Below are 24,286 nucleotides of genomic sequence, written 5' to 3' on the forward strand. Positions count from 1 at the left end.
TTCGACGCCTTGAGCTTGCGGATTATGACGTGCGCCGGAGACGCTGTACATGTGCCACGTTTTACGCGTGCCACCAGAGTTGTACGTGGCGGCCATGCGAAACGGGGCGCGGCATCTGCTGGGCAAGTATTATTTCACCACGTTCCGGTCGAGGATCTGTCAGGCGAAGAGCCCCGTCAAGGCGCTGGATGCGCTGGAGATCGAAGAGGTCGAGGGGCTGGCGGGACCGGAACTGAGGTTTCATCTGAGTGCAAGGTCATTACTGTACAACCAGGTGCGCAGCATCGTGGGCACGCTGGAGAGGGTGGGCGCGGGAAGCTGGACGCCCGAGGATGTGAAAACCGCGCTTGAGACGCGGGACCGCGGCCTGCGGGTCGGTCTGCCCGCCTAAGGGCTTGTATCTGGCCGGTGTCGGTTATCCCGAAGATCTGTTCGCCTCAGAGCTGAGGGCCGGTGCATGCCGGGCGGTGGATGGCCCGGTTTTCCTCAAGTGCGGGCCGCACGACGAGATCGGCAGCCGGAGGGTATCCGGCTGCCGATATTGGTGTGGATCAGTCTGACGATCAGCCGACGTTATCGTAGTCGAAGCGTCCGCTGACGGTCAGTTCGAATTGCTCATCCTCGATGCTTCCACTGATCTTGGTTGTCCCGGCTTCGTCTCCTTCGGAGAAAGAGAAACTGTCTTGCATGTCAGCGTCACCCCAGGTGAGCTCGAGCATATCGGACCCGGTGCCGAACTGCAGGAGATCGCCGGCGGAGAGGCCGTTGATGTGGTCGCCCTGCGCGTTGGCCGCGGTTTCGAACACGAAGGTGTTGTTGCCGTCACCGCCATCGAGCACGTTGGCCGCGTCGCTGGCGAAGATGGTGTCGTCACCCGAGCCGCCGACGAAGTTCTCGACGCTCCAGATCGTATCGCGACCGCCTTCTTCCGTGGTGACCGACCCGCGATCCGTCCCGGCGTTGCCGAGGCGCACCGTGAGGTTGGAGGTGACCGACGCCATGTCGATCGTGTCCGACCCTTCGCCACCATAGTAGATGTCGTTGCAGTCACCATCCGTGCCGATGAACGTGTCGTCACCCGCGTTACCCATGAGGATATCCGAGCCGGACCCGCCGATGATCATGTCATCGCCGTCGCCGCCAATGATATTGTCGCTGCCGGCACCGCCCATGAGCATGTCGGCACCATCGCCACCGAGCATGTCGTCGCGGCCATCGCCACCGAAGAGCATGTCGTCACCGGCATTGCCCACGAGCATGTCGTTGCCCTCGTGTCCGCTGAGGATATCGTCGCCCGCCGCGCCGACCAGGGCGTCGCCCAAGTCAGTGCCGCTTTTGACGAGTCCCTCGTCCGAGCCGTTGGGGCTCTGTTCGGTTGAGGGGTCGGATGCCGGCGTCTCGGTGTCGGCGTCGGAGCTGTCCCCACCGTCGATGGTATCATCGTCGTTTGACACAGGCTCTTGGTCGGCAGAGGCCCCGCCCTGAGCAGTCTGGGTGCTGTTGTCCACGGTCATCTCGCCTTGGGTATCATCACCCTGAGCAGTCTGGCCTTGGCCGTTGTCGTCTTGTCCAGTATCATCTTGGCCGGTGTCAGCCTGGTTGGCATTCCCGGCATCGTCCGTGACGGGCGGCTGCTGGGTCTGTTGGTCGGCGGTGCCATTGTCTTCGACAATCTCATCTCCGGTATAGCTGAACACATCCTGTGGCAGATCGGTCATCCCGGTGTTGCGGGTCACGATGTCACCGAAGGTGAGGTTGGAGATAAAGTTGTTGTAGACGGGCAGATCGCCGATCTGGTCGACGTAGTAGAACCGGTCGCCTTCCTGAAGACGGTCCAGTTGCTCGTGAATGAGCACCCAGAAGGTATGGCCTACGACGCCGTCCTGAATGTGCTGCTCAGCCAGACCACCAACCCAGAGATCGACGCGGTCGATGCCTTTCACCGTCATCGTGCCATCGCCATTGTCTATCAACGCGATATCCGGGTTGGCTTCGACGAAGGCGTCATACTGCTCTGTGTCAACGGTCAGAACCAGAGCCGGATAGGCTGTCTGGAACTTGGCGATCATCTCGTCGGATAGCCCGTTGCGCGCCTGGAAATCCTCCCAGTCGGTGTAGGGTGTCATGGACATGTCCGACAAATCGATCGCCTCGGAGATGTAGCGGTTATCCGACGCCGCCAGATCTGCCTTGACCTGGTTGAGCGTGCCGAGGCCCACATCCCTGCCGCGAGCGACATTGAAGGCGAAGAGATCGGCGCTGACGCGGACCAGATCGTTGCGGACCGCATCCACCACCTGAAGGTCAACTTCTTCCGAGGGCTGTTCGACCAGACCGCCGAGGATGTTGTCGACCCCGTACTGGGCGTAGCCTGACTGTGGCTTGTACCCATATTGCTCCAGAGTTCCGAAATCTGCCGTGAATGCGTCCGGGTCGTTGGTTGGGTTCAGGAAGATATCGAACAGCGGCACCTCGACAGTGAACGGGTTCCCATCGGCATCCACGTCCTTGAGGGTCATGCTCTGACCAATCTGCGAATGGCCGAAGCGATAGGCCGCTGCCGCGAACTCGTGACTGATGCGGGCATCGGTGGTTGGGTCATACTTGTCATGACCGTGTGTACCCGAGCCTTGTAGCCCGCCCAGAAGACTATCGGCGAAGTCGTTGAACACGACCTGCTGATATTCCCCGATGTTCAGGATGCGTGCGGCCTGGAAAAGCTCTTCCGGAGTGTCGGCATCATAGCCTGACGCCAGGAGCTGGTCCACGTGGTAGTTGTGGTTGCGTGCCCAGACGGTGTGCATCGAGGTGAGGCCCACATTTTCATTCGCACGCCCGTCGCCGCCGACGAAGTGGTCGAGCAAGTTCATGAACGGGTTGGTGTCGATCAGGAGCGGCCAGCCTTCACCCATGAAGTCGTCCGAGAGGTCCTTGATGGTTGCGGCGTTGTAGGTGCCGTCCTCGTTGAACAGATCTGGGTAGTAACCTTCCAGAGTGACATCGCCCTTGTCGGTATCCGTGAACACGGTCCCAGCCTGGGTATGGTGATCCAGCAGTTCGCGAAGGGTCGCCATGAGCTGGAAACCGGATGCTGAGGGATCTTCCTGACCCATCAGTACATGGGCACCGAAGCCACCATTGCTACCGCTTTCGCGCAGCAGCTGACCCACCAGGTTGGACGAACCGTAGACCTGGTTCTGATCCACCACAGGCGAAGTGATGTTGGTGTGCTCGATCTCGCCTGTTTCGGGATTGATCGTGGCCGTGGCACGGGTGAGGTCAGCCGGGTTGTCCCCGCTGGGACGACCCATGTCCGCCCCTCCGATGGTGATCGGGTCATGACCACCCTTGGGGATGAACGTGAGGCCGTGGTCGAAATACTGACCGAAGGACATCATGAACATGTTTGCCGAGGCCGCCTTGGCCGCATCCGCATCCTGAGCGCCGAGGGCGTTCGAGATGGCACGGGCGTCGAGATCGTCGAATACCGGATTGACGATGCCCGCACCGTCTTCGCCGATCCCAGCATAGCGGGCTTCGGTTACACGGGAGAAGGGCAAGGTCGCGCCACCGGAAATCTCGGGATTGAGCAGGTTGTTGGTCAGACCTTCCAGATCGCGGGTGCCGACGATCAAATCAGCCGGTTCGTTTTCGGCGCGCGCGCCGGGTTCGGGCGGCAGGATGGGGGCCTCGCCCTGACCGGTGACCATGTATTTCAGGGCCGCGATGTCATCCTGGGTCAGCAGGACGTTACCGCGCGGCAGGGTGCCGAGAGCGACAGTTCCCCTGCCCTGAGGTGCGCCGGTTTCCTCGTTGATGGTCGCGACACCGCGCAGGGCGTTGGCCAGACCGCTGCCGGACTGGACGATGATCGGGAAAGTCGTCGGGTCATCAACCGTGTAGGTCAGCGTGAAGTCGCCGGATGTCCGTGTCACCGTCGTGCCATCGATCGTTTCCGTCAGAGTGGCCGGATCGATATCTACCGGAACGACGATCACGTCGCCTTCGGTCAGAGTACCGGTCACAGTGGTGGTGCGGCTTTCGGTTTCGACGAACACGCGGTGAGTCGAAAGGCGGCCGGTGACGTCCACATTGGCGACCTCGCCCATGACGCTGATGGTGTTGAAGTTCAGGGCAGTCGGGTTGAAGTCACCAATGACCTGCACGTCGTTTGTGCCTCCTGCGGTGTTGATCTGGATTTCCTCGATGTTCTGAAGTTGACCGATGACCTGCTCGCCAGCATCCGCTTCGCGGGTGATGACGATATCAGTACCAGTGGCCAAGGGTGCCCCTGTCCAAGAGTCCGCCGCGTAGACGCGGAAGGTTTCGTCGGAGGCATCGCCGTTGATGGTGTAGGTGTCGTCACCTGCGCCGCCATCGACCACATCGCTGCCGCCGCCGACACTCCAGGTGATTTCGTCGCGGCCTGCGCCGGCATTCAGGATGTCATTTCCTGCACCGCCGGTTATGATATCGCTGCCATCGCCTGCATTTACCACAATACGCTGGGTCGAGGTGAAGCCGGAGAAGTCGATCACTTCGTTACCCGCCGTGCCGTTCACGTAGATCGTGTTGGGCGCCAGCGAGGTGCCTGCAAAGTCACCAACCGCGTTGATGGTTTCGACACCCTGAACACCATTGATGGTAACCTCTTCGATGCCGCGCACTTCCATGATCGGAGTTTCCACACCGGCCACTGTGCGGGTGATGATGATCTCGGAGAGCGGATCGAAGGGGGCCTGGCCAGCCCAGGCCGCCACGGTGTACATCGTGAAGCCATCCTCGGTACCATCGCCATTGATCACCAGCATGTCGGTGCCGCCGTCATTGACGATGCCATGCCCCACGACCACATCATAACCGCCGAGCGGCGCGTTCCATGTGATGGTGTCCGAGCCGCCTTCGCCGAAGATCACGTCATTTCCGGCGAGGCCGTTGATGGCATCATCACCGGCGCCTGCGAAGATCGCGTCGGGGCCGTTGCTGCCGTCAAGCACATCGTTGCCACCGGTGCCCTGGATCAGGCCATTGTTGGCAGGGTTCGTGCGCAGATCAATCTCCATATCCGCGAAGCGCAGGATCTCGATGCCCGTCAGGCGGTCGGTGCCATCGCCAAGGATCGGGTTTGGGTCGCCGTTGACCGGGTCGATCGGGTTCGGTCCTTCCGTGACGTTGATATGATCGACCGTGACGCTGCCATCGGCGTTGGCGCGGATGCTGTAGTTGGCTCGCACATCGAAGTAGACGGCTGTGTCCACGTCGCCTTCCTGACCACGATCGACGATCTCTCGTGTGATCTGCAGTTGGCTGGGCGAGATGCTGCCGTCCAGAAGCTGTGGGATGATCTCCTCAAGGCTGTCAATGCTGCGAATCTCGATCGCCGGGTCGGTCTGATCGCGGATCGAGATCCGCGCATCCAGCCACTTGTCGCCGTCGATTACGTCGTCGCCGCCACGGCCCTGGATCATGTCGCTGCCGCCGCCGCCCAGCAGGATGTTGCCGCCGGTGAAGAGATCGCCGGGCGCGTCTCCCATCAGGTTGCCAAGCAGCTCGCGCAGACCCTCGATCCGATTCACGCCCTCCTGCGTCAGTTCGTTGCCGAAGAGCGTGACTTCATTGTCTAAGATCGCACCGTCGGCAGGCGCCTCATTGCCGAGGCGGTTGTCACCCCAGATCAGGTCATCGTTCTGTGTGCCTGATACTGCCTCTGCGTCGATGTAGCGATCCCTGAAAAATTCTGTCTGTTCTGTCGTCACGCGCTCTGTGAGATCGACCTCCGCATGGGTCGTCAGACCCTTGTGCGCAATCCAGTCGTAACCGAGCTCGGCCAGGTTCACATGTGTGCCCTCCCCCTGGAACAGGATATCGTCGCCGGATTCACCGTGCAGGTCGTTGTCGTTCGCCCCTCCCATCAGAACGTCGTGACCGATCACGCGGGAGCCGCCGAGGTTGTCGTTATTGTCGCCGACGAGGAAGTCGAAGCCGTCTCCACCCTCGATCCAGTCGTCGCCTTCGCCGCCATCGACGATATCCGCGCCTGACCCACCGAATACAAAATCGTTACCCATGCCTGCGAAGGTGTGCTTGGCGTCGTCGCGGCCCATGAGGATCGCATCGTTGCCCCTTCCGCCGAAGATCAATTCGGCAGCTCCGCCCCCGGCGGAAATGACGTCGTCGCCGTCCTCGCCATGCAGGAAGCTGATGTCGTCGCCGTCTTTGATGATGTCGTTGCCGTCACCGCCGCGGAAGGTGTTGACGCCCGAGTCGCCGATCAGCAGATCGTCGCCAGCGCCGCCCCAGAGCGCATCGTCCCCGAGACCTCCGACGAGAATATCGCGCTGGTCGGTTCCGCCGAGCACGACGTGCTCGCCGCCGTTGAACTTGAGTAAGTTGTCATACTCCCGCGCACCATCGACGAGCGGTGCGTCGCCCGTGCCGGTTTCCCGCTCGACTAGTGTCGTACCCATGGCGGCGAGGAACGGATCAAGCTCGGTCGAAACCGGATCGGCCATGGCCTGCACCGACTGATCAACTTCGAGGATGTATTCCATCGAAGAGAAGATGTTGGCCGGAATATGCGCACCGCCATCGGCGATGTCGGTATTGCGCATGATCATCGAGGCAAAGGAGTTATTCTCCAGCCCACCAAGCATGTCCATGCCATTGGTCCGGCTGAGATAATAGAACCGGTCGCCGTTCTGAAGCGCCTCCATCTGCTGCTGGAAGGCGAAGCCGAAGCTGGAGCCAAGCATCCCGCCGAAGGGCATGATGGCCTCAGCCAGACCGCCGATCCAGTACTCGACCGCGTTGATGCCGGTTTCGATTGTGGCCCAAGCGCCCGTGCCGTTGACGAAGTCAAGACGGTCCGCCGGAGCGGTGTCCCCGCCCAGAACCAGATCGGTGGCCGCGGCGCGCTTCTGCACCACGGTCGTGGCGTTCGCGATTGTGTCGTGGGTGCCGTAGGCCGCAATGAAGTTGATGATGGATGCCGGGTTCTTAAGGTTCGCGGCATAGTCCGACCAGCCTTCATAAGGCTTAAGGAACTCGCTGCCGGTGGCTGCATAGAACTGCTCGCGAGCGGCGTTGAGCGAGGGCACGCCTGTATCCCGACCCCGCGTGATGTTCAGCGCGGCCAGGTCGAGAGGCAAGCCAACGAGGTTGTCGCGCAGGGCGCTGGTGATAAACTCGTCAATATTGGCACCGGTCTCGCGGGACATGCCACGGGCCACGGCACCCGCCGCCTGATCAGAGGTCAGTGTCTGGTCAAGGTCGAAGGCGACCGGGTTGAGGAACGCTTCGATCAAGCCGGTCGAGGTGTTCACGCCGTTCGGGTCCATCGTTTGAACGTTCTCGGTCAGCATCGAGTGGCCGAAGCGATACACTACATGGGCGAACTCCGCCATGATGGAGGCATCGACCTCGGCGCTGGCATTTACCATAAAGGCCGCGATCTGAGGCTGCACGGTGCGGCCGAACTCTTCGAAGGCGAGGTGCTGATACTGCATCTCGGTGGTGAATTTTGCTGCCTGGAACAGACGCCCGCCATCCCACGTGAGGGTGTCGATCGCGGCTGTCGAAAGCTCGTCCTCGTTGATCGGGGTGGCCAGCCATTCGTTGATGAAGGCCAGCTCGCCACTGTCGAGGATGGTCTGCTTCATTTCGGTGGTCTGGCGGTTGTGTTCGCTGTGGAACACGTGGTGCACCGCGGTCAGGCCGAAGTTTTCGTTGCCACGGCCATCTCCTGCGATGAAGTGACGATCCAGCAGTTCGTTGTCGTAGGTTTCGTTCTGGCCGAACTGGTTGGGGATGATCGCGTTGCCGGTGTCGGTGTCGGCATCGGCCTGCTTGGTGGCGGTTTCGCCGGTGAAGCGATCGACCACATAGGTGCCGGGCACGGCGTTATGGGCGATGTCTTCGAGGAAGGCATGGCCGTTGCGGACCGCCTGGCTGGCATCGACGGGGTTGGCCAGATCGCCTTCGATCAGGATATTCAAAGGCTCGGTGCCGCCTTCAACATAGGCAGGGTTCGCCACGACCAGTTGTGGCAGGCCGTTGGCACCAGGGATGAAGTTGCCGTAGGCGTCGGTTGCGAGCAGCGGGCCATCAAGCACGTCGCTGTCATTGAGCTGGATTCCCAGCTTGGCCGCGGCCTGCGCCTTGACGTCGCCCCAGGTGGACATGCCGCCGGACTGACCGTGCAACAGGTAACCGTTGGAGACAGGGCTTCCGTTGGCGTCGAGATCGTATTCGCGCAGGAAGACCTGATGGGAGGGGTGCGAGGTGTAGGTCTGGTTCTGGTCGACCCAGGGTGTCGTCTTGTTGAAATGCTCTCGCACGTCGTCTGCGGTCCCAAGGATTCCATCCGGGCCGGGCTGGTTGGTGGCGCGGGTCAGCACCATGAAGTTGGTCGGAGATGTTGCGTCATAGAGCGGATCGTCAGGCTGGAGCGGAATGTAGACGGTGCCGCTGCCACCTTTTCCGACAAGGTCGAGACCATGATCGAAGAACTGACCGAAGAGTGTCATCCACGAGTTGTAGGGCGCAGAGAGGCCTTCGTCGGGGGTCACGTCGGGCAACATCACGTTGTTGCCGTCCATGGTGATCGCATGCGTGCTCAACAGCGTGTCGAGCGTGGTCTGAGCCTCTGTAGCGATCGCCTGAGCGGCCGCCAGCGCGGCGTCTGCAGCACCGGGTGCGTTCAGCGCATCAAGGTTGGTTGTAGCGGTATCGAAAGCGGACTGTTTTGTGGTCTCGATATCCTGCGCCGCGCTGAGCTCGGTTGCGGCCTGTTCTGCCGCTGTGGTCGCGCTGTTCAGCGCAATGGTCGCATCGGCGATCACGTCAAGCTGTGCAAGGATTGCGGCATCGGCAGTCTGTGCGGCGACAAGGGCCTGCTGTGCCGTTGTTACACCGCCCTGCGCTGTGTTGAGATCAGTGGTTTCCGTTTGCACGATACCTTCGAGGCGGGTCACTTCGTTGTTGGCATTGGTAAGGTTGATGTTGAGTGTAGTAAGCTCTCCTTCGACGGTAGTCAGCTGGCTTACAAGCCCATCGATGACCACTTGAGCCGCATCCACATCGGCCTGCGCCTGCGTGACCGCTTCCTGCGCGTCGATATAGGCCTGATTGTTCTGCTGCGCGGTCAGCAGATCCTGCTGCACGGTGGACAGATTGCCCTGAGCTGTGGACAGGACGGTGTTGGCCGCACCCAGCTGGGTGTTCAAACCGTCACGCGTGGTGATCGCGGCATCGCGCTGGCCGGTCAGGGTGGTGACCTGCGACTGGGCTGTGGACAGGGCCGCGTTCTCGGTCGCAGCAAGTTGATCGGCTGCATCATCCGCACTGATCGCGTCGGCCAGCGCCGTTTCGGCGGCCAGTTTTTCTTCGCGCGCCGCCGAATAGGCGGCGGAAGCGACGGAGAAATCGGCAAGCGATCCACCGCTTAAGTAGACGTTAAGGGCACTGAGCATTTCGACTTGGGCGCTGGCCTGCTCGGTCACTTCGGTGTCGAAGAGGGCCTGAGCGCTGTCACGGGCGGTCTGGGTTTCGTCGGCGGCTTGCTCGGCTGCGGTGACGCGGGCTTGTGTGTCTGTGACCGCGTCCTGTGCAGTCTGAAGCTGGGCGTTCAGACCATCGAGCTCGCTTTGGGCCTGCTGAAGCTGACCATCGAGTTCATTGACATGCGTTTGCGCTGCGTTGACGGCGGTGGTGGCATCGTCAACCGCTGTCTGAGCTACGGTAACCGCGTCTGCGCCGTTGGTTTCAAGCAGAAGCGCATCCTGCGCGTCGGACAAGAGAGCTTCGGTCGTCGCAAGCTCCTGATCTGCAGTCGTTTTCTGGTTCTGCAGGTTGGTGACTTCGGTCTGCTTGGCGTCGCGCATGGACAGCATCGATGCAGCCGAAGTCGTGGCCGTGTCCAGTTCGCCTTGCGCCGCGTTCAGCGCATTCTGGGATTGTATCAGAGCCGTCTGAGCTAGGCTAAGAGCGGCTTGTGCATCACCGACCTGACCCGAGCTTTGAAGCAAACTCATGGTTGCCGCTGCGGCGTCCAGCGTCGTTTGCGCATCGGTCACGGTCTGATCTGCGTCAGCCTTGTCCGACGTCATGGCGCCGACGTTATTTTGTGCGGCGGCCAGTTCGGCACTGGCCGTATCCAGCGCAGACTGCAATTGCTGGCGCTGTAATTCGAGCGCCTGATCGACGTTGCCAGTGGCGGCCTGTGTATCGATGACGCGCTGATAGGCCTGCACGATTTCGTTGGCAGCGGTTAGCATCGCCTGCCCGGTCAAACCCGAATGGCTCAGGGCCGCGGCGACGACGGCGGGGTTGGATAGCGTTTGGTCGGCAATCAGGTTGGAAATCACGCGAGGCTCGGCATCATAGACTGACCCAGAAGTCTGCAGATAGGAGGTGGGCTCGGCACCCGGCGCGCCACGCGGGCTGGGATCGGCCAGATGCGCCGCGTCGGGCTGCGTGAGGAAGGTCGAGTCAAGAAGACGCGGCATCACTTGATCGGCAGAGCCCCATGCCTCACGGCCCGGGGTCAGGTTGTTCAACGTGCCGTCAACTAGACGCAGACCGTATGGCAGCAAGGGGTTCTGCACCAATTCGGTCAGCGGAGTACCAGCCACGTGCTGTTCAGCGATACGGATCTGGTCGAGGATGTGCTTAAGGTCGTTTGTGTTCACGAAAACCATTGCGATCTTCCCTATCTATAAAGTTTGTGCCCCCCCGAAACAATTCGGACGGTATTTCCTGACCCATCGGTACCAAGATGCGCAGCTTGCGGGAGGCGCTCAAAGTCTTGCCAAAAACCCTACGAAGGTAGGATGGGTATCAGACCAAAGTCGGAGTTTGAGGCGTTTTTGCTGCGCTACAGCGCATAAACAGGCTGTAAAACGACAGGGAACGGGCAGGGCTGGAGCAAAACCCGAACCTTTGGTCTAAAGGGCCAGAACATGCGAAGCTGGCGCGAGACGTTCGTGTACCCCGGTCTTCGGATTCGTCAGGCCAGCTTCATGGCGTTAACAAACTGCGTCAGGCGTGCGCGATATGCAGGGCTCCGGATTTGGGAGCGATGCGCATGATCCGGTACCTTCCGGGTCGGGACGATGCTGAACACGTTGCGGCAAAAATGAACCACACTGCGCTGCCAACGCGCATCCGGCAGGTATTCGGCTACTCTTTCCATGAGGCTGCGGCAGGCATCGTAGCCGATCAACTGGACGCCGCTCAGATCGCGATCAACAAAATGGCGTAAGAAGGCCGACCAGCCGGATTTGTCCTCCTTCGGCCCTTCCATGATCCCCAGGATCTCGCTATTTCCTTTAGTCGTCATGCTAATGGCGACGAGCAAAGAAACGTTGCGTACTTCGCCTGCCCAGGTTCGCTTCATCACGATCTCGTCCAGGAAAACATAGGGTTGAATCCATTCGCTTTTACGTTGCCGCCATTCGTCGATCTTTGCGTAGATCTTCTTGTTCAGGCTGCAAACCGTGCCGGGACTGACAGGCGTCCCCCACAGAGCCTCTGTGATGTCTCCCACGCCCGAAGAGACGCGCCACCAGATACATCTTGATAAGCGCTTCCTCGACGCTGATATCGCGCAATTATGGTGGTCTCAAATGTCTGCTTACGCAGGTTGGGCATTTTCAGCTTCACAGCGCCCGCCTTGGTATCCAGCGCCCGCTCATAACTGTCAGCCCGCATATCCGTTTGCAGTTTTGTGGCGCAAGCGACGTGCAAGCTTGGTTTTGCGTTTCATCTCCTTTCGCCATTTCAGGATCTGCTCAGCGCAGCCGAATTAAACATCGGCTGGCGTCAGGTTTCCAAGGCTCTCGCGGTAGCGTTGATTGTTTGTAGAATTCCAGGAAGACACCGATCTGGCGCTCGAGATCACCTAGCAGGAAGTAATTCTCAAGCAGGACAGGGATTTTCATAGTCTGATGGGTAGTGCCCCACTGGGTTCTCTAATCGCCTTCGTCAAGTTCTGATCCTTCCCACAGTCCATCATGCGTGCCGGGCTCTTGGGCTCTCTCCGCGGTCGTCGTGAGGACGCCGCATGTTTGCGTTCAGCTTCGAGAACGCCATTTCGATGGGGTTGAGGTCGGGACTGTAGAGCGGCAAGAACAAGAACCAACATCCTGCCTTGCGCATCGCCTTTGCTGCCTGGGCGTTTTTGTGAGTGGCCAGATTGTCCAAGATGACAACGGTTCCCGGTGAGAGTTCCGGCACCAGCACATTTTCAATGGAAGCGGCGAAGGCTGCGCCATCCATGGCGCCTTTTATAACCCAAGGGGCGATCATCGCACCGGCACTCAGTCCGGCTATAAAGGTCTGGGTGCCCCATGAGCCAAACGGGGCATCCATGATCAGGCGGTTGCCGCAAGGCGCCCATCCCCGCTGTCGCGTCAAGTTTGTCTTCACGGATGTTTCGTCAATAATGAAGACAACACGGTCCGGGTGCTTTGACACTGCTGGAATGCGGTGCTTGAACCAGTCCTCGCGCTGTCGTCTTACCTTGGCACGGCGGCGTTCGGTGGCCACCAGTGACTTTTTTATATGTGTAGCCAAGCTTGCGAAGAAACTTGCCAATAGCGTTGGGGTGCGCCCGAACGTGCGTCGCGTCAAAAAGGGCGGCACTCAGCTCGGGCATTGTGATGTCGCCATCCTGCGCGATGATTTCGGCAAAGAAGTCTCGATGCGGGTCCAGTTTGCCCCGGCCTTTTGGTTGGCCCTGCGGCGCGGCTTCCGCCCGGCCCGTCCGCCGGATCGCAAGCGCCCATCGCGCTCCTGTCGCTGGCGAAAGCTTCAGCCGCAATGCCGCCGCACGATCGCTTACCCCTTCCTCAATATACCGCTGAAAACGCGCCCGAAGCGCCTCTGGCAAAGGTGCTGACATAATCCATCCTCCCAAACAGGATGAATCACAAAATCACCGCTGGGCGTCATGGCCGGGCTGGTGATCGGGAAGCCGCTGGGCATTTTCCTGACCGTGTTCATTGCCGTGAAACTGGGCTGGGCCACGATGTCGAGCGAGATCAGCTGGACCCAGATCATCGGTGCCGGAATGCTGGCCGGTGTTGGCTTTACCATGTCGATTTTCATTGGCTCGGCCAGTTTTGATGGCGCACAGTTGGACAGCGTCAAGCTGGCCATCCTGATCGCGTCGCTGGTGTCGGCCGTGGCGGGATCGGTTATCCTGGTCCTGGGCGCGCGACGACCCGTTACGGCAAATGACGCGCCATAAAGCGGGCGATTTCGGATGGGGTCGGGGTTTGGCTGGTATAGGCTTCGACATAGGCCGGCATGCGCATGATCCGGTCGGTGCGGTCTTCTTCGACCTGCATCGAGATGTACCCGACCTGGGTGAAGATCACGGTTGAGGCGCGCACATCAGCCTGTTCGGGGCTAAAGCCAAACCGTTCATACATGCCGACGATGGCTGCGCGTCGCGCAACGTCTGCGCGCTCCAGTCGGACGGCCAGGGCCGGGTCATTGCGCGCCCAATTGCGAATCGCCAGATCCAGCCTGGCATCGAACAATTCGCCGTCCAGCCAACAATCGAACAGATTAAATATCGCCTCGCAGATGGTTTCTGCATAGGCCTCGCATTGATCAATCAGGTTGCCGGTATTCTTGGCCTCCCAGCGGGCGATCATGGCCTCAAGAAGCGCATCGCGATCCTTGAAATGCCAATAAAAACCGGTGCGTGTCAGGCCCAGTCGTTTGGCCAGCGGCATGACTTTTACCCGGAGGGTGCCAGCCGCGCTTTTTGATATCCTTGCTCGAAACCGGTATGGAACGCCGCACCAACCAGTGACACCGTGGCGTTCTCGCGCCATTATTTCGGGAGAGTAACATGCGCTGGCTGAGCTTAGTTGACGCGAACATTCGGTCCAAACTGATCACTTCGGCTCTGAAGTTGTAGAACCGTTGCGTTGTGCCTCTCTCGGCGTCTGTACCCTTTCCAGAGAGGGGTGCCAAAATGTATACGTTGCACCATCACGTTGACTTGGAGTGATTTTTTAAAGGCTGTAACGAAACTCAGCAAGTTGAATCCGACGAGATCAAGCCTCGTGTTGGCTCGGATCTTCATGCAGCATCTCGGGTGTAGGACGTGACAATGCCTCCAAGCTGGCGGTTGCGGCGGATCGGGCCATCACGGGCGGGTCGAAAATCGACCTGAAGCACGTTGTTCCCAATGTCCCGTCCGCGATGTGGGCGCTCTGCATTATAATAACTCACCCAAGTCCGCAGGATGTAGTCGAGCTGAGAACGACTGAAGCAGATGAAGAAGTTCAGGCATTCGCGCTTGATCGTGCCGATGAACGACTCCGCAAAGGCGTTTGCATCGGGCGCCCTGTGCGGGATCTGGATGACCCTAGCGGCCTCTGATGTCCAAACGGTGTCAAAGCGGGCGCTGAACTTGGTGTCGGCGTCGCGGATCAGGAACTCTGGCGTGATGTCTTGTTTTTCGCGCCACATCAGAGCGTTGCGAGCCTGCTGAGTCACCCAAGCCATGTCCGGGTTATAAGTCGGTGCGCTGCAGAAGACGCGGCGGCTGCCAAGATGGATGAACATCAGCACATAGGCCGTCCTTGGCCCGCGTAGCGTGAACACGGTCTTCGAGAAGAAGTCGCAGGCGACCATGGTTTCCATATGCGCGCGGATGAATGTGGTCCAGGGCAGGGCGGGCTTCTTCTTGCGCTTTTCCGGGCTTGGGTGAATGCCGGCGTCATTCAGGATGCATTTGACGGAATTGGCGCCGGCATACAGCCCGAGCTTTTTCAGCTCGCCCGCGATCCGCTTGTAACCCCAGAGGCGATTTTCAGATCCGATGCGGATGACAATATCGCGCAGCTCTTGCGTGAGGCGTGGCCGACCTGCGGCCTTGAAGGGACGGCCCACGCGCATCTGGGCGAGCCAGCGTTTTGTAGGTCGCGGGCTTGGCCACTTCCATCAGCCCGTCGACCTCATGCCCACACTCTTCCCCGATGCGCAGCAGCTCAGCCTTCTCGGCGGGCGACAGGATGATCCTTTGCGTCGGGATGCGAGCCCGTAAGATCTCGATCTGGGCCTTCAGTAGTCTCAGCTACGCGTTGTGTCGCGGCATGAAGAACTGGTTCAGGAAAACCAGAAGGAGAGATAAGATCGAATGCATATTGCCGAGCTCCACTGCGCGATTTAGAAAATGCAGTTATATCAAGTTGATGGGGCTTGCTTACATTTTGGCACCCCTCTCAGGGAAGACCAAAATGCTGGGGCCGGCTGATGGCCGCCATCAAGCCGGGGCAGGGGGCCTGTCAGGGCTTTTGCGCTTCCGTTGATCCTCTCGATTACGATACGGCACCCCGCATAACCGCAATACATTCGGGCTTCCCCTCAGGATTTTGTAGATAGGTTCGCTGCCAGACCGTCTCGAGGCATGTGACACAGGTTCGCGATTTGGGGTCAATGGTTTCAATGGGTTAGACCGAGAGAGAGTTGGGTGCCAGGTTGGCTCCCTCCGCCATAACCCATTCGCAAATCTGAGATCAGGTCCCATGCAGGGCCCCCTACCTTCTTTTCATTTGTTTGCAGAAAATGGGACGTCGCGGCCGAGGTTGGTTGGACTGCTCTCAAAGCAAACGGAGGCACTCCAAAGAGGCATGGCTCTTCGCAACGATGCAAACGATGGCGAGAAGTCTTTGATGACAAACAGACTTTTCGCCCATAGGCTGGCGGAATGTCGACTGGGCCCTGGACAGATGCAGAAAACGAGCTGATTGTCGCGGATTACTTTGCGATGCTGGCAGAGGACGTGGCGGGACGTCCCTATAACAAGGCTCAGCACCGGCGCAGTTCAAGGCCGTTGTTGCGGGGCTGAACGGAAGGCTCGATCGAGTTCAAACATCAGAATATCAGTGCGGTCCTGAAGGGGCTCGGCGAATATTGGATCCCCGGCTACAAGCCAGCGTATAATTTCCAGATGACCTTGGTCGATGCCGTGGCGCGCTGGTTGGTATGGAACCCGGCCTGGCTTGGGCGGATGCCGGGCTCACCACCTGCAAATGGTTTGCACGAGGCATCGCAGATCTGGATCGGACCGCCGCCGACCCTGTCGAACCAGCATACTCCGCAGGAACTGGAGCAGATGTTGCATGTCGCTAAGAAGTTTGACGTGGCGGGTCGGGATGAACGCAACCGCGCCCTCGGGCGTGCGGGAGAAGAGCGCGTCGTTGCATACGAACGGTCCGCCTTGAAAGTGGCGGGTCGAGATGATCTGGCGCGCAAAGTGCGGTGGGTATCAGAAGAGGATGGTGACGGTGCCGGGTACGACATCGCCAGCTTTACGCCCCACGGAGAGGAGCGTCTGATCGAGGTGAAGACGACAAACGGCTGGGAGCGTACTCCCTTTTATCTCTCCCGCAATGAGCTGGCGGTGGCCGAAGAGCGGCGCTCAGAATGGTTCCTGTTACGGATCTGGAACTTCTCCCGTGAGCCGAAAGCGTTTGAGTTGCGCCCGCCGCTAGATGCTCATGTCTCGTTGACGGCGACGGCCTTTCAGGCCAGTTTTCGTTAGAACCTAACTGAATCCGCGCTGTTCTTGCTCTGGCCAAACCGTCGGTTTCAGTAAGAACCGGCATCGTACTTAACTCGCCTTGCTCCATCCGCCGCCGCCGCCCCCAGGTCATCCCTATAGCGCAACAAAGGCTCCGTTCGTTTTCCATCGATAATATGTATGTTCAGTCACACCTGTCTGTCTGATTGCGTCAAACCGGGGTATGCCTTGGCTGGTCAGAACGACAACCTGCCGTGACTTGGTAACAAATGCTTCGGGCTTCGGTCTGTCGTTGGCCATGTGTTTGTTCCGTTTTCCCAAGCATGGCTGAGGACCTCTTCTTTGGGGGAAGACCAGTTTCATGTCGTGCGGGACCTGGGCGCAACCCTGTACTTGCCCCATGAATTGATCAATCCACTTGGGCAGATCTACCGAGAAGCGCTGCTCCCGTAATCGACGAGACGCCCCTCCGACGGCGCGGAGTTAGAGGCGATTCTTTCACCCTGCGTTACCTGGCCAGAAACAATACCAATACAAAGCGAAGATTGGTGAGGCATTCTCTGTCTGGAATTGCGCAATTTTTGAGCGTTCTGAAGTTCTGAACAGGTGCGTCTGGTTGAAGAGTTGTTTCCCGAACGGAGACAAGTGAGCGCACAAAGGCAGTGACTTGTTTCCATCTGGGGGCCTATTTCTTTGTGGGGGATCGATTGCTTCCAAATTCGGAACAGTGACTGTGCAAAGCCCGCAAACACCTCTTACTAATCATAGGGAGAGGATTGTCAGCAGGGGCTTTCGTTAAAATTTCAGATAGTTTTTTCGCTTTGTTGAGTTAACTCCATAAGGTATTCCTTAACTTGCCCATTTGGGGGGTGACATTTTCTCTGGTCTGTTCAGTGGAACGGTAAAGTGCAGCTCATCTGAGTGCTGCACAACGTAAGCTGCTTTTACGTTTATGCCGATACCTTGAGCAACAGGACCTGTGCGACAGTCGTCGTGGCCAGCGCACATGCGCTGAGTTTGCGTGTGTTGTTGTGAATTGCAGAGCTGTGATCTTCCTCATTTCGGGTTTGTGTTTTGGTGGCGCTTATACTGTGACGTATCTGCGGGACCTGGAAATTCGGTTTTGGGCGCTTCGATCTATGGGGCGGATTGAACGGCCCTAGGCCGATGAGGAGAACGAGATGGCTGACAATTTTGACAATCCGTATTCGGCAAATCTGATTGGTCTTTGGGATTTCCGTGATGGATACACCGAGGACGACAGCGGTCTTGGTGATGGCATTGCTCAGGACGGCACGGGCTCCGGGGGCGCCAATTTCGCAGGCGGCTGGATGCTGGGGAATGGCAGCACGAGCCAGTTCAGCGTGGCTGGCGATAATGACGATCCGTTTGATCTGACAGAGGGAACTCTTATCACCTCGTTTAAGGCCAATACCTTCCCAGGTGCGGGCGAACAGACTGTCGTGAGCCGTGGATTGTCTTCTGAAGATGAGGCGGACGGCGAGAATTTTGTGGTACGCGTCACCGAAGATGGCGTGGTTCAGTTGACCCATGCAGACGATGGCAACCTGGTGGCATTTGAAACCGCGCCAGGTTTCTTTGCGGCCGGCGATGTTGTTACAGTTTCCTACGGGTGGAGCCCAGGTGGCGTCACTCTGGTTGTCGAGAACACGACGCAGGGCACCAGCTATACCACCGGCGATGATATTGTCGGGATGACGATGGATGTGGCAGCAGATGGCGAAGACAGCTTTGTCATTGGTGCCGATGGTGACGGCGGTAACTCCTTTAGTGGTGGTATCGATTATGTTGCGGTGCTGGACGACAACGTTGTCGACGTCAACGGTGGCGGCCTTGATGGTATCGTTGAAGGAACCGCTGGCGATGATCTGATTGACACCTCTTACCTGGGCGACCCAGAGGGGGATCGCATCGACAATGACGATGCCATCAATCCTGCGGACGGAGAAGACGACGATCTGGTAAATGCGGGCGCGGGTGCTGATACCGTTCTGGCAGGTGAAGGCGATGACACTGTTCACGGCGGTGGCGGTGCAGACAGTCTGAGTGGCGGCATTGGCGATGACGTCTTGTCTGGGGACACTGATGCTCCTGGCGTCGGCGGCGGTGGGACCCGCGAAGTGTTCCAGTGGGATCTTGCCCCTGACCCCGATGGCGGTGACCCCGTTGATCCGGCGGATGATCTGAGCGGTGGTTTCTCGCAGGACACCGGTTCTGTGACGGTGGATTTCTCGGTCACCAGCTCTGGCGATACGGCCTCTGAGTTTTCCGATGTGCCGCAGTTTGTCGGTAATATTAACACTGGCGGGATTACCGCGGATCCACAAAGCGGATTGAATGCTGACGTTAGCTCTGATGGGAGCAGTGCCGATTATCAGCTAGATTTCTCTGATCCGGTTGGGGATGTGTCGTTCCGTGTCAGCGATATTGATGCGGACAGCCAGGTGATGATCACCGCCTTTGACGCTGCCGGAAACCCGGTTGTGGTGAACTTGGCTGGCGGCCCTGGTCTGACCATGGAAGACACCGACGCGATTGCGGGCTACGATACCGCCTCTGCGCGCGAAGACGATACCTTTACTAGCGATGACAACCCTGACAACTCGATGTTGGTGACAATTCCCGGCCCAGTGTCATCGATTGTGATCACCCATACACAGGATGGCACGATCAACAGCAGCGTCATTGTCAGCGATGTTTTCTTTGACGCATTGGGCACCCCAGTAACCAGTGTTCCCGGTGACGATACAATTGATGGTGGCGAAGGGAATGACATCATTGATGGTGGCGACGGCGAGGATTCCCTGATCGGTGGCGACGGCGATGACACCATCGAAGGTGGTGATGGGGACGATACCATTGACGGTGGCGATGGTGCTGACAGTGTTGAGGGCGGCGAGGGCGATGATGTCATCGATACCTCCTCGGGTGAGGCCGTGCCGCTGCCCGATCGCGGCTTCCCCGGATATGATGGAACCACGCCTTCAATTCCGGCCGTACCTGCGGATGCAGATCCGCTGGATGACCGGGACACAGTAGATGGCGGCGCTGGTAATGATGTCATTCTCACGGGTGACGACAACGATCTGATCACCGGCGGTGCCGGGTCGGATACCATCGACGGTGGCATTGACGACGATACCATTGACGGCGGCACAGAGGACGATGTGATCACCGGTGGTGAAGGTTCCGACAGCCTGATGGGCGGCGAAGGTGCCGATACCATCTATGGCGGTCTGGACCCAATCTTCCCGGATGGGCTCAACATCACCGACGATGGTTCGGACGGTCGCCCGGTGGATCCGGATCCAACCAATGGCATGGATACCATCGACGGCGGCGCCGGCGATGACGTGATCTATGGTCAGGATGACGACGATCTTCTGTCGGGTGGCACCGGCAATGACATGATCGATGCCGGCATCGACGACGATACCGTAACCGGCGGCGAGGGCGACGATACGCTTCTTGGCGGTCAAGGCGATGATGAGCTCGATGGCGGCGCAGGCCTGGATCAAATCGACCTGGGCGCAGGTGATGGCACCGATTTTGCTCTGGGCGGTACGGGGTCTGACACCATCACCGGGATTAGCCAGAATGATACCGTCTATGGTGGCGAAGACGCCGATGACAGCGATATCGACGTGTTGGATCTGCGCGGCGTTGCCGAGGAACAGAACCCTGGCGGGTCACTGGAAGTTGAATATGACAGCACCAATCCTGAGAACGGGACCGTTACCTTCCTGGACTCCATGGGTGCTGTTACCGGCACGGCCGATTTCTTTGAAATCGAAAACGTCATCGTGCCCTGCTTTACACCTGGTACGCTGATTGCCACACCGGATGGCGAGCGCCGGGTGGAAGATCTCGCGCTTGGTGACCGGATCATTACCCGCGACAATGGCATTCAGGCCATTCGCTGGATTGGCAAACGTGACCTTCCCAGCTCTGATCTGAGAGCGGCACAGCATCTACAGCCGATCCTGATCCAGGAAGGGGCTCTGGGCAATGGTTTGCCAGAACGTGACATGATGGTCAGCCCCAATCACCGGGTGCTGGTAGCAAGCGACAAGACGGCGCTCTATTTCGAAGATCGCGAAGTTCTGGTTGCGGCCAAACATCTGACTGGACTGGCGGGTGTAGATGCGGTGGAGACCAGCTCTGTCACCTATATCCACTTCATGTTCGATCAGCATGAGGTCGTTTTGTCGGATGGTGCTTGGACCGAGAGCTTCCAGCCCGGCGATCAGACTCTGCGTGGCCTGGATAACGCGCAGCGCAATGAAGTCTATGAGATCTTCCCTGAGTTGAAGACTGAGGAAGGGCGTGAGGCATACAGTTCGGCACGCCGGTCCCTGAAACGCCATGAAGCGCGCCTGTTGGTGCACTAAGCCAGGCCTTGCGAGCGCCTGCGATGAACTCGCGGCGCTGCGGAATTGAACAGCACATGGGCGGAATCCCCGGGTTCCGCCCTATTGTTTGGTCGCACCTGAGAGTGGCGTGGATCTATTGTCTGGCCCGCCATTGCGCCCAGGCTTCTGGAGTGTCCAGATCCGTTACTGCGCGCTGCTCGGGGAGGGCAACGAGCTCAAGATTTTCGCTGCGCAACAGGCCGCGGGCGCCCTGATCGCCGGTGATGTGGCTAAGGGCTGTAAAGCAGCGTCGAGGAAACAGCACGGGGTGTCCCGGGGTGCCGTCGCTGGCCGTGGCGCGCAGAACCGGGCTGGCAGCCCCGCGAAAGCGGTTTGCCAGGGATAAAAAATCCTCTGTCTGCAGATCTGGCATGTCACAGGGCAGGATCATCACAGCCTCTATGCTCTCATCAAGGGCGCGAACCCCGGCCCGGATTGAAGCCGACATGCCTTCGGAGGCATCTGGTACTGGGACCACCCGGGCGGTGCCGGTGGCCGATACTCTTGGGTGGTCGAGTGTGGGAACTGTGACATAGCAGGGCAACCCTGTCTGCGCCGCACGGCGGCAGATCAGATTGAGCAGGGGCATTCCGTGGACCCGTTCCATCAGCTTATCGCGCCCTTTCATGCGCGAAGACGTGCCAGCCGCGAGGAGAAGTATTGCTATGTTGCTCATGAAAGGCTCCCGCGTCGAGAATTGGAGAAGGCAGATGCCTCCGGCGGGAATATTTTGGGAAAGATGATAGGGGAAGGCCAGTGAAAAAGGGCGGCGATGGCAAAAGACGGAGCGCTCGAAGACTGGTCAACGCCCCCACAAAAGTAGGAGCGTTGGGAAGCCATGGGCAGGATTAGCCACGCATGCGGCTGCCTTCGGCGTCAAATAGCGGTTCTGTGATCAGCCGGGCCTTGTGCATCTCACCGAGGATCTCAATCTCGACCTCCATCCCGGACTGGGCATCTGGAGTGGGAACAAATCCAAGGGCGATGGATTTCTGCGCGTGGTGGGAAAAGCCGCCAGAGGTGCAGAAACCGACCACTTCCCCTTTGATTGAAATCGGCTCATAGGCGACGATATCGGCATCCGTCGCGTCAACTTCAAAGGCGCAGAGTTTGCGTGCGGCTCCGGTTGTGCGTTGCGCTTCGGCTGCCGCGCGCCCGATGAAGTTGTCCGGTTTCTTGAAGGAAATGAACCGGTCCAAGCCAGTCTCTGCCGCGGTGTAGTCTGGGGAATATTCCCGCATCCAGGAGCCGAAGAATTTGTCCAGCCTGAGCGACATCATTGCCCGCATGCCAAAGGGCAACATGGCATGGGGTTGGCCTGCCTGCCATAGCGCCTGCCACAGGGCGCGCTGACTGGGAAGATCGCAGTAGATCTCATAGCCGAGATCACCGGTGTAACTGACCCGCTGCACATGGCAGTCCACCATGCCAACCGTCATGCGGGTGACATCCATGAAGCGCACCTGCGACACATCCTGCAGGGTACAGGCCTGTAGCACCTCTGTGGCTTTTGGTCCGGCAATTTGAAAGCCTGTAAGTCTGTCAGAGATGTTTTCAATCATCACATCCGGATCCTGATGTTTCAGGAACCAGCGCATGTGATAGGCCTGCGCCCCATAGGAAGCGGTGAGCTGGAATTCTTCTTCTGAGAGGCAGGAGACGGTGAAATCGCCGATCAACCGGCCCTTGGGTGACAGCATCGGGGTGAGGCTGATCCGTCCGGGTTTAGGGATGCGGCCTGCCATGATGCGATCCAGCCAGGCACGGGCGCCTGCGCCACGGATCCGGTACTTGCCAAAGTTGTGCACCTCGTTGATGCCGACGCTGTTCCGGACAGCCTTGACCTCGCGGGCCGTGGCCTCAAAGGCGTTGGAGCGGCGGAAGGAGGGGGTTTCAAAGCGGGGTTCATCCCCTTTGGCAAAATAGTTGGGGACTTCCAGCCCGTATTGCTGGCCCCAAACGGCGCCCATGCTGTCAAACAGATCATACATGGGGGTGGTGCGGAAGGGCCGCGCTGCCGGGAGTTCTTCGTTCGGGTAGGAGACAGAGAAACGTGTCTGATAATTCTCGATGACCTTGGGCAAGGTGTAGCCGGGGGTAATCCAATCGCCATAGCGGGCGCAGTCCAGCGCCATGGTGTCGCGTTCTGGTTCGCCCTCGATCATCCATTGCGCCAGCATCAAGCCAACGCCACCGCCCTGGCTGAAACCGGCCATGACGCCGCAGGCGGACCAATAGTTGCGCATCCCCGGCACGGGCCCCACCAACGGATTGCCATCAGGGGCAAAGGTGAAAGGACCGTGGATCACTGATTTTACACCGGCGGCTTCTAGGGCTGGGAAGCGTTTATATGCAAAATCAATGGAATCCTCGATTTTGTCAAAATCGTCGCCCAGAAGCTCATGGCCAAAATCCCAGGGCGTGCCATTGACCGCCCAGGGTTTGCAGGGCTGCTCATAAAAGCCGATGCAGAGCCCACGGCCTTCCTGGCGCAGGTAGCTTTCGCCCGCCGGATCCATCACATGGGGGTGCTCTCCGCCTGCGTCGATGATCTCGGCAATCATCGGCACCTCATCGGTAACGATATATTGATGCTCCATCGGATGCAGCGGGAAATAGACCCCCGCCATTGCCCCTACTTCACGCGCCCAGAGCCCACCGGCATTGACGATGTGTTCGGCGTGGATGGTGCCCTTGTCTGTCACTACATCCCAACTGCCATCGGGACGCTGGTTGGTCTCAAGGACCTTGGTGTGAGTCTCAATCGTGGCGCCACCCATGCGGGCGGCCTTTGCGTAGGCATGGGTGGTGCCGGAGGGGTCGAGATGGCCGTCGAGTGGATCATAGAGCCCCCCCACAATGCCGTCGATGTTGGTTACTGGTGCGATCTTCTTGATCTCTTCAGGGGAGACGATTTCCGTCTCCAGCCCCATGAAACGGTGCTTGGCCCGCTCGGCCTTGAGCATGTCGAACCGCTCTTTGTTGTCGGCCAGGGTGACGCCGCCGACATGGTGCAGCCCGCAGGACATGCCAGTGATCTCTTCCAGTTCGCGGTACAGCTTGATGGTATAGCCCTGCAACGCCGCCATATTGGTGTCGCCGTTGAGGGTATGAAACCCGCCAGCTGCATGCCAGGTCGAGCCGGAGGTGAGTTCGGAGCGTTCTAGCAACATCACATCAGACCAGCCCAGCTTGGTCAGGTGGTAAAGGACCGAACAGCCGACGACACCGCCGCCGATTACGGCCACACGGGTTGTGGTCTTCATGAGGCTTCTCCCTGAATGCGTTTCCCTCATTCTGGACAGAAGTG

General features: G+C 59.1%; 11 protein-coding genes and 3 pseudogenes. 5 read left to right on the forward strand and 9 right to left on the reverse strand.

What is annotated here, in order from left to right:
- Window positions 1-91: 91 nt before the first annotated feature.
- Window positions 92-437: pseudogene (locus tag MED193_RS22510) on the forward strand (tRNA pseudouridine(38-40) synthase TruA); the annotation flags it as partial.
- Window positions 438-563: 126 nt separating this feature from the next.
- On the opposite strand, the gene MED193_RS22845 reads toward MED193_RS22510, so the two are convergent.
- The 5 genes and pseudogenes from MED193_RS22845 to MED193_RS02870 form a co-directional block, all read right to left on the reverse strand.
- On the reverse strand, window positions 564-10,697 hold the full coding sequence (locus MED193_RS22845) for a peroxidase family protein (RefSeq protein ID WP_009808128.1): 10,134 nt from the start codon (window positions 10,695-10,697) through the stop codon (window positions 564-566).
- A gap of 308 nt (window positions 10,698-11,005) precedes the next feature.
- A complete protein-coding gene (locus MED193_RS02865) occupies window positions 11,006-11,545 on the reverse strand; it encodes a transposase (protein WP_009808129.1) in 540 nt (179 codons plus the stop codon).
- Window positions 11,482-11,709 (reverse strand): transposase, encoded by a 228-nt coding sequence (locus MED193_RS23380; protein WP_138017010.1) that lies wholly within the window; start codon window positions 11,707-11,709, stop codon window positions 11,482-11,484. The genes MED193_RS02865 and MED193_RS23380 overlap by 64 nt, the downstream gene beginning before the upstream one ends.
- Window positions 11,699-11,948, reverse strand: a pseudogene (locus MED193_RS23200) (IS3 family transposase); the annotation flags it as partial. The gene MED193_RS23380 and the pseudogene MED193_RS23200, both read right to left, overlap by 11 nt.
- A 61-nt stretch (window positions 11,949-12,009) precedes the next feature.
- The gene (locus MED193_RS02870) at window positions 12,010-12,546 is read right to left on the reverse strand and encodes an IS630 family transposase (RefSeq protein WP_009808130.1); all 537 of its coding nucleotides are present in this window, start codon (window positions 12,544-12,546) and stop codon (window positions 12,010-12,012) included.
- On the opposite strand from MED193_RS02870, the gene MED193_RS23045 reads away from it, so the two are divergent.
- The gene (locus MED193_RS23045; protein ID WP_039965794.1) at window positions 12,539-12,898 is read left to right on the forward strand and encodes a hypothetical protein; all 360 of its coding nucleotides are present in this window, start codon (window positions 12,539-12,541) and stop codon (window positions 12,896-12,898) included. The two genes, MED193_RS02870 and MED193_RS23045, sit on opposite strands and share 8 nt — an antisense overlap.
- Window positions 12,899-12,940: 42 nt before the next feature.
- Window positions 12,941-13,249, forward strand: a complete 309-nt coding sequence (locus MED193_RS02880) for a Na+/H+ antiporter NhaA (protein ID WP_302621674.1) — start codon at window positions 12,941-12,943, stop codon at window positions 13,247-13,249.
- Here the strand turns inward: MED193_RS02880 and MED193_RS02885 are convergent.
- Together MED193_RS02885 and MED193_RS02895 are read right to left on the reverse strand one after the other, a co-directional pair.
- Entirely contained in the window at window positions 13,227-13,844 is a 618-nt protein-coding gene (locus MED193_RS02885; protein ID WP_083790438.1) for a TetR/AcrR family transcriptional regulator, read from the reverse strand. The genes MED193_RS02880 and MED193_RS02885 overlap by 23 nt on opposite strands.
- Before the next feature lie 250 nt (window positions 13,845-14,094).
- Window positions 14,095-14,916, reverse strand: coding sequence for an integrase core domain-containing protein (locus tag MED193_RS02895; RefSeq protein WP_009808134.1), 822 nt, complete (start codon window positions 14,914-14,916; stop codon window positions 14,095-14,097).
- Window positions 14,917-15,727: 811 nt separating this feature from the next.
- Here MED193_RS02895 and MED193_RS02900 point away from each other — a divergent pair.
- Window positions 15,728-16,564: pseudogene (locus tag MED193_RS02900) on the forward strand (DUF3883 domain-containing protein).
- Window positions 16,565-17,724: 1,160 nt separating this feature from the next.
- Complete coding sequence (locus MED193_RS02905; RefSeq protein ID WP_009808138.1) at window positions 17,725-20,955, forward strand: Hint domain-containing protein; 3,231 nt, start codon at window positions 17,725-17,727, stop codon at window positions 20,953-20,955.
- 115 nt (window positions 20,956-21,070) lie between these two features.
- Here the strand turns inward: MED193_RS02905 and MED193_RS02910 are convergent, their stop codons facing one another.
- Window positions 21,071-21,652 (reverse strand): NTP transferase domain-containing protein, encoded by a 582-nt coding sequence (locus MED193_RS02910; RefSeq protein ID WP_039965796.1) that lies wholly within the window; start codon window positions 21,650-21,652, stop codon window positions 21,071-21,073.
- A gap of 172 nt (window positions 21,653-21,824) precedes the next feature.
- Window positions 21,825-24,242, reverse strand: coding sequence for an FAD-dependent oxidoreductase (locus MED193_RS02915; RefSeq protein ID WP_009808140.1), 2,418 nt, complete (start codon window positions 24,240-24,242; stop codon window positions 21,825-21,827).
- Window positions 24,243-24,286 lie beyond the last annotated feature (44 nt).

Source organism: Roseobacter sp. MED193 (genome assembly GCF_000152965.1).
Taxonomy (GTDB): domain Bacteria; phylum Pseudomonadota; class Alphaproteobacteria; order Rhodobacterales; family Rhodobacteraceae; genus Pseudophaeobacter.

What these genes read in the sequence shown, in the direction of transcription:
- MED193_RS02885 (WP_083790438.1), bottom strand. Translation starts at nt 13,844, where the DNA reads ATGGCGCGAGAACGCCACGGTGTCACTGGTTGGTGCGGCGTTCCATAC.
- MED193_RS22845 (WP_009808128.1), bottom strand. Translation starts at nt 10,697, where the DNA reads ATGGTTTTCGTGAACACAAACGACCTTAAGCACATCCTCGACCAGATC.
- MED193_RS02895 (WP_009808134.1), bottom strand. Translation starts at nt 14,916, where the DNA reads ATGCGCGTGGGCCGTCCCTTCAAGGCCGCAGGTCGGCCACGCCTCACG.
- MED193_RS23380 (WP_138017010.1), bottom strand. Translation starts at nt 11,709, where the DNA reads ATGCGGGCTGACAGTTATGAGCGGGCGCTGGATACCAAGGCGGGCGCT.
- MED193_RS02905 (WP_009808138.1), top strand. Translation starts at nt 17,725, where the DNA reads ATGGCTGACAATTTTGACAATCCGTATTCGGCAAATCTGATTGGTCTT.
- MED193_RS02910 (WP_039965796.1), bottom strand. Translation starts at nt 21,652, where the DNA reads ATGAGCAACATAGCAATACTTCTCCTCGCGGCTGGCACGTCTTCGCGC.
- MED193_RS02915 (WP_009808140.1), bottom strand. Translation starts at nt 24,242, where the DNA reads ATGAAGACCACAACCCGTGTGGCCGTAATCGGCGGCGGTGTCGTCGGC.